Source organism: Sinorhizobium sp. B11 (assembly GCA_039725955.1).
Lineage (GTDB): Bacteria > Pseudomonadota > Alphaproteobacteria > Rhizobiales > Rhizobiaceae > Rhizobium.
The window spans coordinates 1,304,778-1,321,179 of the sequence record CP091034.1; the positions used below are offsets into that span (position 1 = coordinate 1,304,778).

Annotated in this window: 12 protein-coding genes; 5 read left to right on the forward strand and 7 right to left on the reverse strand. The window is 60.4% G+C overall.

Annotation, left to right across the window (positions count from 1 at the left end):
* The first annotated feature begins 46 nt into the window (after positions 1-46).
* Entirely contained in the window at positions 47-2,251 is a 2,205-nt protein-coding gene (locus LVY75_16265) for an RNA degradosome polyphosphate kinase (protein ID XAZ24749.1), read from the forward strand.
* A 10-nt stretch (positions 2,252-2,261) separates the two neighbouring features.
* A complete protein-coding gene (gene ppx, locus LVY75_16270; protein XAZ24750.1) occupies positions 2,262-3,782 on the forward strand; it encodes an exopolyphosphatase in 1,521 nt (506 codons plus the stop codon).
* A gap of 132 nt (positions 3,783-3,914) precedes the next feature.
* Here ppx and LVY75_16275 read toward each other — a convergent pair whose 3' ends face one another.
* The 4 genes from LVY75_16275 to LVY75_16290 form a co-directional block, all read right to left on the reverse strand.
* A complete protein-coding gene (locus LVY75_16275) occupies positions 3,915-5,270 on the reverse strand; it encodes an esterase-like activity of phytase family protein (protein XAZ24751.1) in 1,356 nt (451 codons plus the stop codon).
* Positions 5,271-5,379: 109 nt separating this feature from the next.
* Complete coding sequence (locus LVY75_16280; protein ID XAZ24752.1) at positions 5,380-6,441, reverse strand: adenylate/guanylate cyclase domain-containing protein; 1,062 nt, start codon at positions 6,439-6,441, stop codon at positions 5,380-5,382.
* 175 nt (positions 6,442-6,616) lie between these two features.
* Positions 6,617-7,768 (reverse strand): ribonuclease D, encoded by a 1,152-nt coding sequence (gene rnd / locus LVY75_16285; GenBank protein ID XAZ24753.1) that lies wholly within the window; start codon positions 7,766-7,768, stop codon positions 6,617-6,619.
* Between the two features lie 165 nt (positions 7,769-7,933).
* Positions 7,934-9,325 (reverse strand): multicopper oxidase family protein, encoded by a 1,392-nt coding sequence (locus LVY75_16290; GenBank protein ID XAZ24754.1) that lies wholly within the window; start codon positions 9,323-9,325, stop codon positions 7,934-7,936.
* 252 nt (positions 9,326-9,577) lie between these two features.
* Here LVY75_16290 and aspS point away from each other — a divergent pair, with 252 nt between their 5' ends.
* Entirely contained in the window at positions 9,578-11,368 is a 1,791-nt protein-coding gene (aspS, locus tag LVY75_16295; protein ID XAZ24755.1) for an aspartate--tRNA ligase, read from the forward strand.
* 71 nt (positions 11,369-11,439) lie between these two features.
* Here the strand turns inward: aspS and LVY75_16300 are convergent, their stop codons facing one another.
* The gene (locus LVY75_16300) at positions 11,440-12,627 is read right to left on the reverse strand and encodes a hypothetical protein (GenBank protein ID XAZ24756.1); all 1,188 of its coding nucleotides are present in this window, start codon (positions 12,625-12,627) and stop codon (positions 11,440-11,442) included.
* A gap of 229 nt (positions 12,628-12,856) precedes the next feature.
* Between LVY75_16300 and parC the strand changes: the two genes are divergently transcribed.
* Entirely contained in the window at positions 12,857-15,112 is a 2,256-nt protein-coding gene (gene parC / locus LVY75_16305; GenBank protein XAZ24757.1) for a DNA topoisomerase IV subunit A, read from the forward strand.
* A gap of 161 nt (positions 15,113-15,273) precedes the next feature.
* On the forward strand, positions 15,274-15,777 hold the full coding sequence (locus tag LVY75_16310; GenBank protein XAZ24758.1) for an SRPBCC domain-containing protein: 504 nt from the start codon (positions 15,274-15,276) through the stop codon (positions 15,775-15,777).
* Here the strand turns inward: LVY75_16310 and LVY75_16315 are convergent.
* The gene (locus LVY75_16315) at positions 15,767-16,159 is read right to left on the reverse strand and encodes a type II toxin-antitoxin system death-on-curing family toxin (protein ID XAZ24759.1); all 393 of its coding nucleotides are present in this window, start codon (positions 16,157-16,159) and stop codon (positions 15,767-15,769) included. The genes LVY75_16310 and LVY75_16315 overlap by 11 nt on opposite strands.
* Positions 16,156-16,377, reverse strand: coding sequence for an AbrB/MazE/SpoVT family DNA-binding domain-containing protein (locus LVY75_16320; GenBank protein XAZ24760.1), 222 nt, complete (start codon positions 16,375-16,377; stop codon positions 16,156-16,158). The genes LVY75_16315 and LVY75_16320 overlap by 4 nt, the downstream gene beginning before the upstream one ends.
* Between the last annotated feature and the right edge of the window lie 25 nt (positions 16,378-16,402).

A 16,402-nucleotide genomic window follows, 5' to 3' on the forward strand; every position in this document is an offset into this window, starting at 1 on the left:
AAACTGATATATTCGCCGAAGCGGATAAGAGCAGGGTGAGTGGACCATGGATAGTGCATATCAGGAACATCAGGAATCCACCCCGAACAACAGCACTGACCTGCCGGCGTTGGAGCAGCTGCTGTCGAGCCCCGAGCGCTTCATCAACCGCGAATTCTCCTGGCTGCAGTTCAATCGCCGTGTCCTCGAGGAGACGCTGAACACCGAGCATCCGTTGCTGGAACGCGTGCGCTTCCTGTCGATTTCGGCCGCCAACCTCGACGAATTCTTCATGGTGCGCGTCGCCGGCCTCGAAGGCCAGGTACGGCAGAGCATCGTCGTCAAGAGCCCCGATGGCCGCACACCCGCCGAACAGCTCGATTCGATCCTGAGCGAGATCGATCATCTGCAGATGGAGCAGCAGGCCTCGCTCGCCGTCCTGCAGCAGTACCTCGCCAAGGAAGACATCCTGATCGTGCGTCCGGGTGCGCTGAGCGACGCCGATCGGCAGTGGCTGGCAAACGAGTTCGAGCAGGCGATCTTCCCGGTTCTGACGCCGCTGTCGATCGATCCGGCGCATCCTTTCCCGTTCATTCCGAACCTCGGGTTCTCGATCGGCCTGCAGCTCGTCAGCCGCAGCGGCCGCGAGCCGATGACGGCGTTGCTGCGCCTCCCGCCGGCTCTCGACCGTTTCGTCCGCCTGCCCGACGATCGCAACACGATCCGCTACATCACCCTGGAAGACGTCGCCAACATCTTCATTCACCGGCTTTATCCGGGTTATGAGGTGCAGGGCTCGGGTACATTCCGCGTCATCCGAGACAGTGATATCGAAGTCGAGGAAGAAGCTGAAGATCTCGTGCGCTTCTTCGAAACCGCGCTGAAGCGCCGCCGCCGCGGCAAGGTCATCCGCATCGAAACGGATTCCGAGATGCCGGCCTCGCTGCGCCAGTTCGTCGTCCAGGCACTCAGTATTCCCGAGAATCGCGTTGCCGTTCTGCCGGGCCTGCTGGCGCTCAACACGCTCTCCGAAATCACCAAGGCGCCGCGCGACGACCTGCGCTTTCCGCCCTACAATGCGCGATTTCCCGAACGTGTCCGTGAACACGCCGGTGATTGCTTCGCCGCCATCAGAGAAAAGGACATGGTGGTTCACCACCCATATGAATCTTTCGACGTGGTGGTCCAATTCCTTATCCAGGCTGCGCATGATCCTGACGTTCTGGCGATAAAGCAGACGCTCTACCGTACATCCAATGACAGCCCGATCGTTCGCGCCCTGGTCGACGCCGCCGAAGCCGGCAAGTCGGTGACGGCACTGGTCGAACTCAAGGCTCGCTTTGACGAAGAGGCGAATATCCGCTGGGCACGCGACCTGGAGCGCGCCGGCGTGCAGGTCGTCTTCGGTTTCATCGAACTCAAGACCCACGCCAAGATGTCGCTCGTCGTTCGCCGCGAGGAAGGCAAGCTGCGCACCTACTGCCATCTCGGCACCGGCAACTACCATCCGATCACGGCGAAGATCTACACCGACCTCTCCTTCTTCACCTGCAACCCCGTCATCGCCCACGACATGGCGAATATTTTCAACTTCATCACCGGATACGGTGAGCCGGAAGAGGGGATGCAGCTCGCCGTTTCGCCTTATACGCTGCGCCCGCGCATCATTCGCCACATCAACGAAGAGATCGAGCATGCCCGCGCAGGCCGCCCGGCAGCGATCTGGATGAAGATGAATTCGCTGGTCGACCCCGATATCATCGACGCGCTCTATACGGCGAGCCGCGCCGGCGTCGAGATCGATCTCGTCGTGCGCGGCATCTGCTGCCTGCGTCCGCAGGTGCCAGGCCTTTCCGACAATATCCGGGTCAAATCGATCGTCGGACGTTTCCTGGAACACAGCCGCATCTTCTGCTTCGGCAATGGTTACGGCCTGCCATCCGACAAGGCGCTCGTCTATATCGGCTCCGCCGACATGATGCCGAGAAACCTCGATCGCCGCGTCGAAACGATGGTTCCGCTGACAAATCCGACCGTTCACGAGCAGGTTTTGTCACAGATTATGCTCGGCAACGTGATTGACAATCAACAAAGCTACGAGATATTGCCCGACGGTACGTCACGGCGCATGGAAGTGCGCAAGGGCGAGGAACCGTTCAATGCGCAGCAGTATTTCATGACCAATCCCAGCCTGTCGGGCCGCGGTGAAGCTCTGAAATCGAGTGCGCCGAAGCTGATCGCCGGTCTGCTTGCCGGCCGGAACAACAAGTAAACTGGACCTAATGGTTGAATCTGAAGCCCAGGGGCGACTTCCGGGTATCGCCCCGGTCTCCGTTGTCGATATCGGATCGAATTCTATCCGTCTGGTCGTCTACGAAGGCTTGTCGCGTTCGCCCACCATCCTGTTCAACGAAAAGGTTCTCTGTGGCCTCGGCAAGGGCATAGCCCTGACCGGCAAGATGGACGAGGAAAGCGTCGCACGCGCGCTTCAGGCTCTTCATCGTTTCAAGGCTCTCTCCGATCAGGCACGCGCGGCCACCATGTATGTGCTGGCCACGGCCGCTGCGCGCGAGGCAAGCAACGGCCCCGATTTCATCCATCAGGCCGAGACGATCCTGCAGCGGCACGTCCGTATATTGTCGGGTGAGGAGGAGGCACGCTTTGCCTCGCTCGGCATCATCAGCGGCTTCTACAATCCCGATGGCATCGCAGGCGACCTCGGCGGCGGTTCTCTGGAACTGATCGATATCAGGGGCAAGGATGTCAGCGGCGGCATTACCCTGCCGCTCGGCGGTCTGCGCCTCTCCGAATATGCCGGCGGGTCGCTCGCCAAGGCGCGAGCCTTTGCCCGCAAGCAGGTCAAGACCGCCAAGCTTCTCTCCAAGGGGGAAGGGCGCACCTTCTATGCCGTTGGCGGCACCTGGCGAAACATTGCCAAGCTGCACATGGAGATTACTCGTTATCCGCTGCACATGATGCAGGGCTACGAGGTGTCTCTCGAAGGCATGACACAGTTCCTGGATCAGGTCGTCACCGCCAAGGATTCCAAGGAACCGGCTCTGCAGGCGGTTTCCAAGCACCGCCGTTCACTGCTTCCCTTCGGCGCCATCGCCATGAAGGAAGTGCTGAACGCCATGAAGCCTTCGGTGATCTCCTTCTCCGCGCAGGGCGTGCGTGAAGGTTATCTCTTTTCGCTGCTGTCCGAATCCGAACGCCGCGCCGATCCGCTGCTGGCTGCCGCCGGCGAGCTTGCGATCCTGCGTGCCCGTTCGCCAGAACATGCCCGCGAGCTGGCCGATTGGACCGGCCGCATGATGCCGTATTTCGGCGTTCAGGAAACCGACGAGGAAAGCCGGTATCGTCAGGCCGCCTGCCTGCTGGCCGATATCAGCTGGCGCGCGCATCCTGATTATCGCGGCGCGCAGGCGCTGAACGTGATTGCTCACTCCTCATTCGTCGGTATCAGCCATCCCGGCCGCGCCTTCATCGCGCTGACCAACTACTACCGCTTCGAAGGTCTGCATGACGACGGCTCCACGGCACCTCTTGCGACGATCGCCGGTCCTGCCTTCATCGACCGCGCAAAGCTGCTCGGCGGCATGTTGCGCGTCGTCTATCTCTTCTCGGCTTCCATGCCGGGCATTGTGCGCAATCTGAGATTCCGAAAAGCTTCCACCCCCGATCTCGATCTGGAATTCGTGGTTCCGCACGAATACCGCGATTTCGCCGGAGAACGACTGGACGGCCGCCTGCAGCAATTGTCGCGGCTGACGAACAAGCGGCTGGCCTTCCGCTTCGAGTAGACAGGCCGGGCAGGCTGCCTGACCGTTCAGCCCCAGCCCCAGCCCCAGCCCCAACCCCAGCGCCAGCGCCAATGGCCAAGCAAAAGGGCGGCACTTTCGCGCCGCCCTCTCAATCTCGTACTAAATTGCGGATTACTTCGCGTTCAGGAATTCGCCGACTTCGAGAATGCTGAACTCGTTATTGTCAGCCTTGTCGACAGCGCGGCCGGCCGAGAAGGGCAGGTTGTTGTCGTTGCCGATGATGATGTGCGTCGCGTCGACGCGGTCGACGTTTTCGATCGTCACGAAGGGCATGTTGTAGACGCCGGGGATATCGCCGGCCTTCTTCTTGTTGTCAGGATCCTGGATGTTCAGGAGATCGATATAGCCGATCTTGCGGACAGACTTGCCGACGTTGGCGTCGTTGAACTCGATCTTGTAGACGCGCTTCAGCTCGGCCGGAGCTTCGAAGCAATCCGGCTTCGGCTGCTTGGGATCGGCGCAAGCCTTGTCCTTCGTGCCGGCGCCATTGTCGCGCTCGATGACGAGAGCGGTGGTCTCATCGAGCATGTTGAAGTCGCCGATCGAAGCACCCTTGTCTTCGAACGGGTAGAGCCAGCTGCGGCCGGTCCACTTCTTGGAAGCGACGTCGAACTCGATGACGCGGATGGCGGTGTGGCCGTCAGCGGTTTCCATCTGGCCGTCTACATAGATGGCGCCTTCCAGCAGGCCGTACAGCTTGGAGCCGTCCTTCGACATGGCGAGGCCCTCGAAACCGCCGGAGCGCTTCAGGTTGAAGGCCGGCATCTTGGCGGCCGGGTTGGCCGGCAGCTGGATCAGCGGGTTGTCGGGGGACAGGACCGGCTTGCCATCGAGCGTCGTCGGGATGACGTCTGTCAGACGGCCTTCGGTGTCGAATTTCAGGAGGTAGGGGCCGAATTCGTCGCCGAGCCAGAAGCCGTCGGCAACCGGCTGTACGGATTCGATGTCGAAATCGGCACCGGTCAGGTAACGCGTGTCCGAGGCTTCCGTAACGATCGGGAACGGAGCGATCTTGTTCGGGTCGGACAGGAAGAGGTTCTTGACGACGTCAACCTTGTTGGCGTTCCAGTCGAACTTCAGCTGATGCAGGAACAGCATGGAGTCGGACGAGGTGAACTTCGAGCCGAAGCCGTTGTCGGAGAGCGTCCAGAAGGTGCCGTCGGCCATGGTCTTGATGCCGGAAAAACCCTGGATCGGCTGGCCGTCGAGCGGGAGCTTGACGTCGGTGACGCGGGCGCCGTCCTTGCCGTCGATGGTGCCGAGTTTCTCGGTGCGCTTGCGGTCAGGGGTCGTGAACTTGCCCGAGGTCTTGAGAAAAGCCGGCGCATCGGCCGGAGCCGGAACGACCGTGTTGGCAGGCAGGATCGCCTGGCTGGTCAGCTTTGCCGGGAAGAGTTGCTGGTCGGCGGAGGCGGAGCCTGCGACGAGCATGAAAAGTGATACGGAAGCGAAAAGAGCGTTCTTCATGATGTCCCCATAGAACGGAGTGCAAAAGCGCCATCCGCTTAGCAGGGCATTCATGTCGGCACATTGACGGTTGGGTGAAGCTTTGGTGACGTGTGCGGAAAGCTACGGCTCAACCGCGCCGCAGGGTCGCAGGCTGATTGAGGACGGTCACGGCGCGCGAGGAAAGGGCGATGACATCCAGCCCCTGGCCACGGCCGCGCACAGCGTGATTGCCGAGGTTCTCGCCGATAATCTCCTCGGGCAACGTCATGCGCTTGGCGAGCTCGGCGGAGATCAGCACCGGCCGGTTCAATGTTCGGCAGAGCGATTCCAGCCGCGAAGTGGTATTCACCGTATCACCGAAGAAGCTGATCTTATGATGGTCGACGCCGACCTCAGCCGTAATGACGCTGCCGCCGTGAAGGGCGGCCCTGAGCTTCGGCACATGGCCGTAGCTCTTCTTCCAGCTTGCGGCATTGGCTTCGATATCGGCAAGGATATCGAAAAGGCAGCGCACGCAACGCGCATCCTTGACGCCGCGCGCCAGTGGCCAGGTGATGATAGCCGCATCGCCAACATAGTCGTTGATCAGGCCCTTGTTGCGCCGCACAGGCTCGGCGAAGGCGGCAAATAGCGAGCTCAGAAGCTGTTGCGCGCGCAGGTCCCCGTGCTTTTCGGCAAAGGCCGTGGATTCGGCGAGATCGATGAACAGGAAGACCCGCTCTTCCTTCATCGGTCTGCGATAGCGGCTGATCAGCATGCTGATGAAGACCTCGCGCCCGAGCAGTTCCCGCACCCGGAGCAGGAAGATCAATGTTGCGCAGACGGCAAGCGCGTAGATAAAGATGTCGAACGGCATGATCAGCACGTCGATCATCTTCGGCGGATTCAGAACGCCAAGCAGAGTAAGGAGAAAACCGGCAGCGGCAAAGCCGATGCTCATCAGGATTTCATAGATGACGAGCTCGGAGATGATGAAGAGCAGGGTCGGCAGTCTTTGTATGCGCCGATAAAGGCCGCGCAACAGCGCCTTGCGTTCGAAGGCGAGGATCGGCATGCCGATGAAAAGCGCGAAGATCGCTCCGATGATGGGCGTCTGACCGGCAAAGAAGTACAGATCGTAGACCACGCCGCTGAGTCCAAGGACGAGCGCAATCAGGATCCAGTTCTGCGTCGGGGATATCTCTCTCATGCCGCCCTTTCGCCGAAGCACTTCATTCGGCTATTGTTTCCGGCGCAGTGCTATGGTCAAGATATTTCGAATTTAAGGCAGCGCGCACAAAGGTACGAAGCGATTTTTGCGCTGACGACACGCGTCAAGCAACGAGTTGAAACGCGACAGCCGAACCGAAGGCTCGCGCCGCGATCTAAGCCGGGAGTGTGACGGTTTCGACCTTGCGGCCAACGAAGCGCAGAGCAATTTCGCCGCGGATGAGCTGCAGCGCCGGCTCGCCGAACAGATCGCGCCGCCATCCATGCATGGCCGCGACATCTGCCGTTTCGCCCTCAGCCGCGATCCTGTCGAGGTCGTCGCTGTTGGCGATTACCTTCGGCGCCACGCCGTGCTTTTCGGAAATCAGCTTGAGCAGCACCTTGAGAAGCTCGACGGCCGCCGCCGCACCTTCCGGCGGCTGTGCCTGGCGCGGCACATGCGGCATTTCGGAACGTGGCAGCGCAAGCGCTGTATTGACCGCTTCCAGCACCGCAGCACCCGTGGCCGAGCGCTCCCAGCCCTTCGGAATTGTGCGCAGGCGCCCGAGGGCCTCGGCGTCCTTCGGCTGCTGCTGGGCGATCTCGTAGATCGCATCGTCCTTCAGCACCCGCGAACGCGGGACGTTGCGCGACCGCGCCTCGCGCTCCCGCCAGGCGGCGACATATTTCAGGATCGCCAGCTCCTGCGGCTTGCGCAGGCGAAGCTTCAGCCGCTGCCACGCATCGTCAGGGTGGATATCGTAGGTCTCGCGCGATTCCAGAATGTCCATTTCCTCGCGCAGCCAGGAAGCGCGGCCTTCGCGCTCCAGTTCGGCTTTGAGGTAGAGATAGGCGTCGCGCAGATGGGTGACGTCGGCCAGCGCATATTCGAGCTGCTTGTCGGAGAGCGGCCGGCGGCTCCAGTCCGTAAAGCGCGAGGACTTGTCGATATGAACGTTCTTCGTTCGGCTGATGAGCTGGTCGTAGGAAACACTGTCGCCGAAACCGCAGACCATCGCAGCGACCTGCGTATCGAAGATCGGGTGAGGGATCAGGTTGCCGCGATTGAAAATGATTTCAATATCCTGCCGCGCCGCGTGAAACACCTTCAGCACATCAGGATTGGCCATCAGCTCGAAGAAGGGCGAAAGATCGATGTCTTTCGCCAGAGGATCGACCAGCACCTCCACCGTTGGGCTCGCCATCTGGATCAGGCACAGTTCCGGCCAGAAGGTCGTCTCACGCAGGAATTCAGTATCGATGGTAATGAAATCGGACTTGGCCAGCTCTTTGCAGGCGGCCGCCAGATCGGCGGTGGTTTCGATCATATCAATTCATTCGCAAGGAAGAGGTCAGTTAAACCTTCCTTCCCCTTTCGAAGAGATATGTCAATATGGTCAGCGGGCTTCACCTTTATGAAGTCTTATTCGCCATGATGCAGGTGATGTTTTCTGCGGCTGCTGTGGCGCCAAGGCGATAACCGCGGCACAATATCAAACCACGCGAAGATAGCTCGTCATGCCTGTCTTCTGATGCTCGATGATATGGCAATGCAATAGCCAGTCACCCGGATTGTCGGCGACGAAGGCGAGCTGCACCTTTTCGTCCGGCTGAATGAGATAGGTGTCGGAGACGAGCGGCATCACCTCCCGCGTCGAGGACGAGATGACGGTGAAGCTCATGCCGTGCAGATGGATCGGATGCGTATGCGGCGTGACGTTTTCCAGGTTGAAGACGTAGCTCTTGCCGAGCTTCAGCTCGGCGAGCGGCGCGGTCGGATCGGGTGTATCGCCCGGCCACGGCACCTTGTTGATGGCCCAGAAGCTGTAGCCGAGCGTGCCGCAGATGCTTTCGACGGCGGCATTCTCTGCGGTGGCGGACAAGACAAGTGGAATTGTCTCCGCTGAAGAAAGATCGGCCTTCGGCACCGGGTTTTCTGCAAGCGCGCCGAGATCGCCGATATTGCGCTTCAGTGACTGCCCGGTGGCGCTGAAGCGCGTGATCACCTTCGGCGTCGTACCGCGAATATCTTCCAGCGTGGCCACCGCCCCCTCGCTATCCGGCATGCGAACGGCAAGGTCGAGCCGCTGTCCTGGTCCGATCTGCAGGAGATCGAGCGGGAAGCGCTTCGGCACCGGATTGCCGTCGATAGCGATAACCGTGGCATCTGCACCTTCCATCTTGAGCGAGAAGATGCGGGTCACGTCGGTGACGGCGATGCGCAGGCGCACGAGCCCGCCCGCCGGTGCATCATATTTCGGCTCCTGGTGCCAGTTGGCGGTCCGCACCGTTCCATAGGTGCCGGCCTTTGCTGCATCACGCGGGCGGAACGGCGCGATGAACTGACCATCGCCACCAAGCCGCCAGTCGCGCAGGTTGAGCACGATTTCGGCATCGAAGACGGGATCGGCGGGATCTTCCACGACGAGCACGCCGGTCATGCCGTGGCCCATCTGGGTCAGTGTGTTGCAGTGGGGGTGATACCAGAAGGTTCCGGCATCCGGCGGCGTGAAGAGATAGTCGAAGCTGTCGTTCGTATAGACGTAGGGCTGCGTCATGAAGGGCACGCCGTCCATCTTGTTGTCGATGCGCAGTCCGTGCCAGTGGATTGTCGTCGGTTCGTCCAGGCTGTTTGTCAGGCGCGCCGCATAGGCTTTGCCGCGCGGCATGCGCAGCACCGGCGGCAGGCCCTCGTCGCCCCATGTCATGATATCCCGCGTCGGTGCGGCATCCATGATCTGTGCCTCGGTCCTGCGTGCCGTCAGGATGCGCGGCTCGGGTGCTGCCTCCGCCAGTCCGAAGCGCCCGGCAATCGCCATGCCCGCGCCATAGGCGCCGGCGACGGCGGAAGCCTTGAGCAGATTGCGGCGGGTGAGGAGGGGCATCGGCAGGTTCCGTCTTGAATGATGCCTCCTTTTAAAGTTGACTATCCTTTTCATCAATATGCAGCCTTCAGCCAAACTGCCGCAGCGCAAGTGTCCTGGCTCACTCGGAAACGAGGGAGCAAACGGCCCGCCGGCCGCGCCAAGTCTTGACAAATCAGAGAGTCCATGCGCTTGTCCGCCCGATTTTCTTGTCGGCGTGAAGGTCCCGAGGGCCATGCCGCCGTCTTAAGCCAAATGCCAGGATTTGAGATCATGCATCGCTACCGCAGCCACACATGCGCCGCTCTCCGCAAGTCGGACGTCGGCTCGAATGTCCGTATTTCCGGCTGGGTCCACCGTGTCCGAGATCATGGCGGCGTGCTGTTCATCGACCTTCGCGATCACTACGGCATCACCCAGGTGGTTGCTGACCCGGACAGCCCGGCCTTCAAGATGGCCGAAACCGTTCGCGGCGAATGGGTGATCCGCATTGACGGTCTCGTGAAGGCGCGTACCGAAGACACCGTCAACAAGAACATGCCGACCGGCGAGATCGAGCTCTATGCGCAGGAGATCGAGGTTCTCTCTGCGGCCAAGGAACTGCCGCTGCCCGTCTTCGGCGAGCCGGACTACCCGGAAGACGTTCGCCTCAAGTACCGCTTCCTCGATCTTCGCCGCGAAACGCTGCATAAGAACATCGTCAAGCGCACGCAGGTAATTTCGGCCATGCGCCGCGAAATGGGCAATGTCGGCTTCACCGAATATACGACGCCGATCCTGACGGCTTCCTCGCCGGAAGGCGCGCGCGACTTCCTCGTGCCGAGCCGTATCCATCCCGGCACTTTCTACGCCCTGCCGCAGGCTCCGCAGCAATACAAGCAGCTGCTGATGGTTGCCGGTTTCGACCGCTACTTCCAGATCGCGCCCTGCTTCCGCGATGAAGACCCGCGTGCCGACCGCCTGCCGGGCGAGTTCTACCAGCTCGACCTCGAAATGAGCTTCGTGACCCAGGAAGACGTCTGGAACACGATGGGTCCGCTGATGACCGGCATTTTCGAAGAGTTCGCCGAAGGCAAGCCGGTCACCAAGGAATGGCCGCGTATCCCTTATGACGAAGCGATCCGCAAATACGGCTCAGACAAGCCTGATCTGCGCAACCCGATCGTCATGGAAGCCGTGACCGATCATTTTGCCGGCTCCGGCTTCAAGGTCTTCGCCAACATGATCGCCTCCAACCCGAAGGTTCAGGTCTGGGCGATCCCGGCCAAGACCGGCGGGTCGCGCGCCTTCTGCGACCGCATGAACGCCTGGGCACAGAGCCAGGGCCAGCCGGGCCTCGGCTACATCTTCTGGCGCAAGGAGGGCGAAAAGCTCGAGGGCGCCGGCCCGCTTGCCAAGAACATCGGCGAAGAGCGTACGGATGCCATCCGCAACCAGCTCGGCCTCGGTGACGGCGACGCCTGCTTCTTCGTCGCCGGCGAACCGGAAAAGTTCTACAAGTTCGCAGGCGAAGCCCGCAACCGTGCTGCCGACGAGCTGAACCTCATCGACCGCGACCGCTTCGAACTCTGCTGGATCGTCGATTTCCCGTTCTTCGAATGGAACGAAGACGAGAAGAAGGTCGACTTCGCCCACAACCCCTTCTCGATGCCGCAGGGCGGCCTCGATGCGCTGACCAATCAGGATCCGCTTGGCATCAAGGCCTTCCAGTACGACGCGGTCTGCAACGGCTTCGAAATCGCCTCCGGCTCGATCCGTAACCAGTCGCCGGAAACCATGGTCGCTGCCTTCGAAAAGGTGGGCCTGAGCCAGCAGGATGTCGAGGATCGTTTCGGCGGCCTCTACCGCGCCTTCCAGTACGGCGCGCCGCCGCATGGTGGTGCCGCCTTCGGTATCGACCGTATCGTCATGCTGCTCGTCGGCGCGAAGAACCTGCGCGAAATCTCGCTCTTCCCGATGAACCAGCAGGCCCAGGATCTGCTGATGGGCGCGCCGACACCGGCAACGACCGCCCAGCTGCGCGAACTGGCGATCCGCCCGATCCCGCCGCAGAAGAAAGACTGAGGCAGGCATCACAAAACAAAAAAAAGCCCGGCGAAGATATCGCCGGGCTTTTTTGTTGGGTTGAGACGAACTCAGTCGTTCGCCGAAACCTTTACCCCAAGCATCTGCGGCACCGTGTTCGGTGCACCCATGGCAGCACCGACAATCATCGGGAATGCGACCGGCTTCTCAGGCGTGGCCTTGGCGGTCAGGCTCTTCGGATTGTCGAGGAAGGTGCTGACCGCAGCCGAAATCGCGTTCTGCAGCTCCGGAATGTTGAGCTGCGCGAGCATGATCGGCGTCATCGCCTTCAGCGAATCCGCCATCTGCTGGCCGGAGACGTTCTGCTTCGAACCGGCATAGTCCAGCGCGCGCTTGGTGATCGACGCATCCTCGAAGCGGATCTGCGCGGAATCGAATGTCAGCTGCTGGGCAAGTCCGAGCATGGCGAGGCCGAGCGCCTGCTGTGCTTCTTCCTTGTTGGGGTTGGCTTCCGACTGCTTGACCGCGTCCTGCATCGATTTCATGAAGGCCATCGTGTAGCCGGAGATCTTGAAGCCGAAGTTCAGCTTGCCGACATTGGTGATGTCGAAAGATATCTCCGAGAGATCGATCGTGCCGGGCTCGATATCCCAAGCGCCCTTCATGGTGATGTCGCCCTGGATGTGCTGAAGCGCCAGTTTCTCGATCGCTTCCTTGCTGTCCGGGCTATCTCCGGCCTGGCTGAGATCGGCCTTCATGCTCTTGAAGGCGCCGTCAAAATCGAAACCGGATTCATCTTCGCGCAGCGTTGCGTTCATGTCGCTTTCGAGTACCGAGAAGACCTCGGCACCATCCTTGACGACCTTGATCGGACCGGTATGGGCGCTCTCGGCAAAGAACATGGAGTCGATCGTATCGCCCGGCTGGGCGGGAACGGAGATGTCGCCGAGCGTCATTTCCTGGGCGCTCACGGTCACGCCCTCCTTGGATGAACTGATGTCGGGGAAGGCTGCCTCTTCGATATAGTAGCTGCCGTCATCCTGCTCTTCGACGCCCGAGAGGGTGATGTCGCCGATGGCGATCGGTTCGCCGGCATTCGGCTTGAAGCTGGTATTCTTCAGCGTGACAGTCGTGCCGTCGATATCGACGGAATCGGCGGTCACTGTTCCGCCCTGCTGGCTATAGGCGGCATTGATCTTTTTCAGGAGATCCTGGCCGTCCAGCGCGAACGCAGAACCAGCGAACGAAAGAATGGCTGCGCTCGACAGCATCAGCCGCGTTGTGCGGTAAAAGGTCATGAGAAAGTCCCCTGGGTGGCAAGTGCCGTTGACTATTACAATGAAGCTACTGCGGAACGGTCCGGCTTTATATTTGCAGACCCCTAAATTTTTATTGAGAGGATCGGCAAACAGAGTCCAAATTCGGCTGTCACCTTTTACAGCTTTCGTGTCAGCATGAAGACGTCATCCACAGCCGGAGTGCCCGGATTCCTTGCCCCACAGGGGTTTCTGAGCTAGTCAGGGTTCCATGGGACAAGAGATTTTACCGCCTTCCGGCGGAGACGACGATAATATTCAACCGGTCGACCTGAAGGCGGCGCTCGAAGAGCGCTACCTTCGTTATGCCTTGTCGACCATCATGCACCGCGCCCTGCCTGATGTGCGCGATGGCCTGAAGCCAGTCCATCGCCGCATCGTCTACGCGATGAACGACATGGGTCTGCGCCCCAACGCGGCCTTCAGAAAATGCGCCAAGATCGTCGGCGAAGTGATGGGTAACTATCACCCGCATGGCGACCAGTCGATCTACGACGCATTGGCGCGCCTCGCGCAGGATTTCTCGCAGCGCTACACGCTGGTGAACGGGCAGGGCAATTTCGGCAATATCGACGGCGACAGTCCCGCCGCCATGCGATACACCGAATCGAAGATGACCGCGGTCTCCGAGCTGCTGCTCGAGGGTATCGATCAGGATGCCGTCGATTTCCGCGATACTTACGACGAATCCAATTCGGAGCCGATCGTTCTTCCCGGCGCTTTCCCGAACCTTCTCGCGAACGGTTCGTCGGGTATCGCCGTCGGCATGGCGACGTCCATTCCTTCGCACAACGTGCATGAGGTCTGCGACGCAGCACTGCATCTGATCAAGCATCCCGATGCCACGGTCGAAAAGCTCGTCGAATTCATCCCTGGTCCCGATTTCCCGACCGGGGGCATCATCATCGATAACAGAGAAAGCATCATCGAGAGCTACCGCACCGGTCGTGGCGGTTTTCGCGTGCGCGCAAAATGGGAAACGGAAGATCTCGGCCGCGGCGGCTATCAGATCGTTATCACCGAAATTCCCTTCCAGGTGCAGAAGTCGCGCCTGATCGAAAAGATCGCCGAACTCCTGATCGCCCGCAAGCTGCCGCTCCTGGAAGATATCAGGGACGAATCGGCCGAGGATATTCGTGTCGTGCTGGTGCCGAAGAGCCGCACCGTCGATCCGACAATCCTCATGGAATCCATGTTCAAGCTGACGGAGCTGGAAAGCCGCTTTCCGCTGAACATGAACGTCTTGTCGATGGGCGTGATCCCGCGCGTGATGGCGCTGAACGAAGTGCTGAAGGAGTGGCTGGCGCACCGCCGCGAGGTCCTCCAGCGCCGCTCGCGCTTCCGCCTTGCTGCTATCGACAGACGCCTCGAAATCCTCGGCGGCCTGCTCGTTGCCTACCTCAATATCGATGAGGTGATCCGTATCATCCGCGAAGAGGATGAGCCGAAGCCTGTCATGATGAAACGCTGGGACCTGACCGACGTTCAGGTCGAAGCGATCCTCAACATGCGGCTGCGCGCCCTGCGCAAGCTCGAAGAATTTGAGATCCGCAAGGAACACGACGAGCTCACCAAGGAAAAGGCCGATATCGAGGCGCTGCTTGCTTCCGACGAGAAGCAGTGGCAGACGGTCTCCTGGGAAATCGGCGAGGTGAAGAAGAAATTCGCCAAGGCGACCGAGATCGGCCGCCGCCGCACGCAGTTTGCCGAAGCGCCCGATGCCGACGAAGAAGCCGTCCAGCACGCGATGATCGAGAAGGAACCGATCACTGTCGTCGTCTCCGAAAAGGGCTGGATCCGCGCTTTGAAGGGTCACATTTCCGATACGTCGACATTGGCCTTCAAGGAAGGCGACGGCTTGAAGGTGGCCTTCCCGGCGCAGACGACCGACAAGATCCTGATCGTCACGACCGGCGGCAAGGTCTTCACGCTCGGTGGCGACAAGCTGCCCGGCGGCCGCGGCCATGGCGAACCGCTGCGCATCATGATCGACATGGAAAACGATCAGGACGTGCTGACGGCCTTCGTCCACGATGCGGCACGCAAGATGCTGATCGTCTCGACGGTCGGCAACGGCTTCGTGGTCCCGGAAGTGGAAATGGTCGCCAATACCCGCAAGGGCAAGCAGATCATGAACGTATCCATGCCGGATGAGACCAAGCTTCTCGTGCCCGTGACCGGCGATCACATCGCCGTCGTCGGTGAGAACCGCAAGATGCTGGTCTTCCCGCTGAGCCAGGTGCCGGAAATGACGCGCGGCAAGGGCGTGCGCCTGCAGCGCTATAAGGATGGCGGCATTTCCGATGTTCGCTGCTTTGCCATCACCGATGGCCTGAGCTGGGAAGACAGTGCCGGCCGCACCTTCACCAAGAACAAGGACGAGCTTGCCGAGTGGCTGGCCGACCGCGCCACCGCCGGCCGCACTGTGCCGAAGGGCTTTCCACGCAGCGGCAAATTCGCCGGCTGATCCGGGAATTTTGAGGCTCCGCCCTTGGCGGGCGGAGCAATTCCTCTATCTCAGTCCTGTCACCAAAAAGAAGGGCCAACAAGAAGGGCAACGTCGTTCCGCGGGCGGTCGGGATGGCCATAAGCCGTGCGCTTGCAAGAGCGTGCGAACACAACGGAGGAATGCCGATGGCCGCCGCAAATACCATCAAACTGCATGTCGCCCACAGCTACAGGGCGCCCCCTGCCACGGTCTATGATGCCTGGCTCAATCCCCAAATTGCCCGCCGCTTTTTATTCGCAACCGATGACGGCCATGTCGTGCGGGCCGATATCGAGCCGCGCGTCGGCGGCCGCTTCATCATCGTCGACCGCCGCCCGACCGGCGACGCCTTTCATCACGGCGTATTCCTGGAGCTGAAGCGCCCCCGACACATCGTGTTCTGCTTCTCGGTCGAGGAACACGACCACAATTGCGATCGCGTGGAAATCGACATCGAGCCACTCGGCAGCGGCAGCCGCCTGACCCTCACGCACGAAATGTGCGCGGAATGGGCGGAATACGAGGAAAAGACCCGTCAGGGCTGGACACATATCGTCGAAGGGCTGGATCGGGAACTGGAGCTTTCGCCATGTTCGAAACGATCGAATCCCGAAGCCGGCCAGTCTGCAGGCGCTACGGCGTGAGCGGAACTGTGTGATCGCGCAGGAAGCGGGTTGCGCCGTCTTCGTCTATTTCGCCTGCCGCGACATCCTGCACGAATGTGATGATCTGCGCGTTGTCAGCGTCGACAAGGTAGCCGTTGATATAGAGAAACGTAAAAGCTGCGAGGTAACCGGTGCGCTTGTTGCCGTCCGCGAAGGGATGGTTTCGAACGATTCCATGAAGATATGCTGCTGCCAACACGAAAATATCCGGCTCGCCATAAGCGGCTTTGTTAATCGGTCGTGCCAAGCCCATTTCCAATGAATCGAAAGAGCGAAGCCCTGGCAGACCTCCGTGTTCGGTGATCTGCTCTTCATGCATCTTTTCAATCGCTTCCCGGCTGAGCCACTTCAAACGACTCATTTCGCGAGTTCACGAAGGGCAACCCTATATTTTTCCATGCCGATGCGTGCAGCGCGCATCTGCTCTGCGAGATCTGCGGATTCCGGGACCAGCTGGATTGTGCCGTCCGTTTCACGCAACTCAAGGCTATCGCCACTGCTGAGCCCCAGACGTTGAAGTATTTCCTTCGGAATGATGACCCCTTCCGAATTGCCGATTTTGCGGATGGTGACGTTCATAGTCGCTTCCCGTAATAACAGAGTT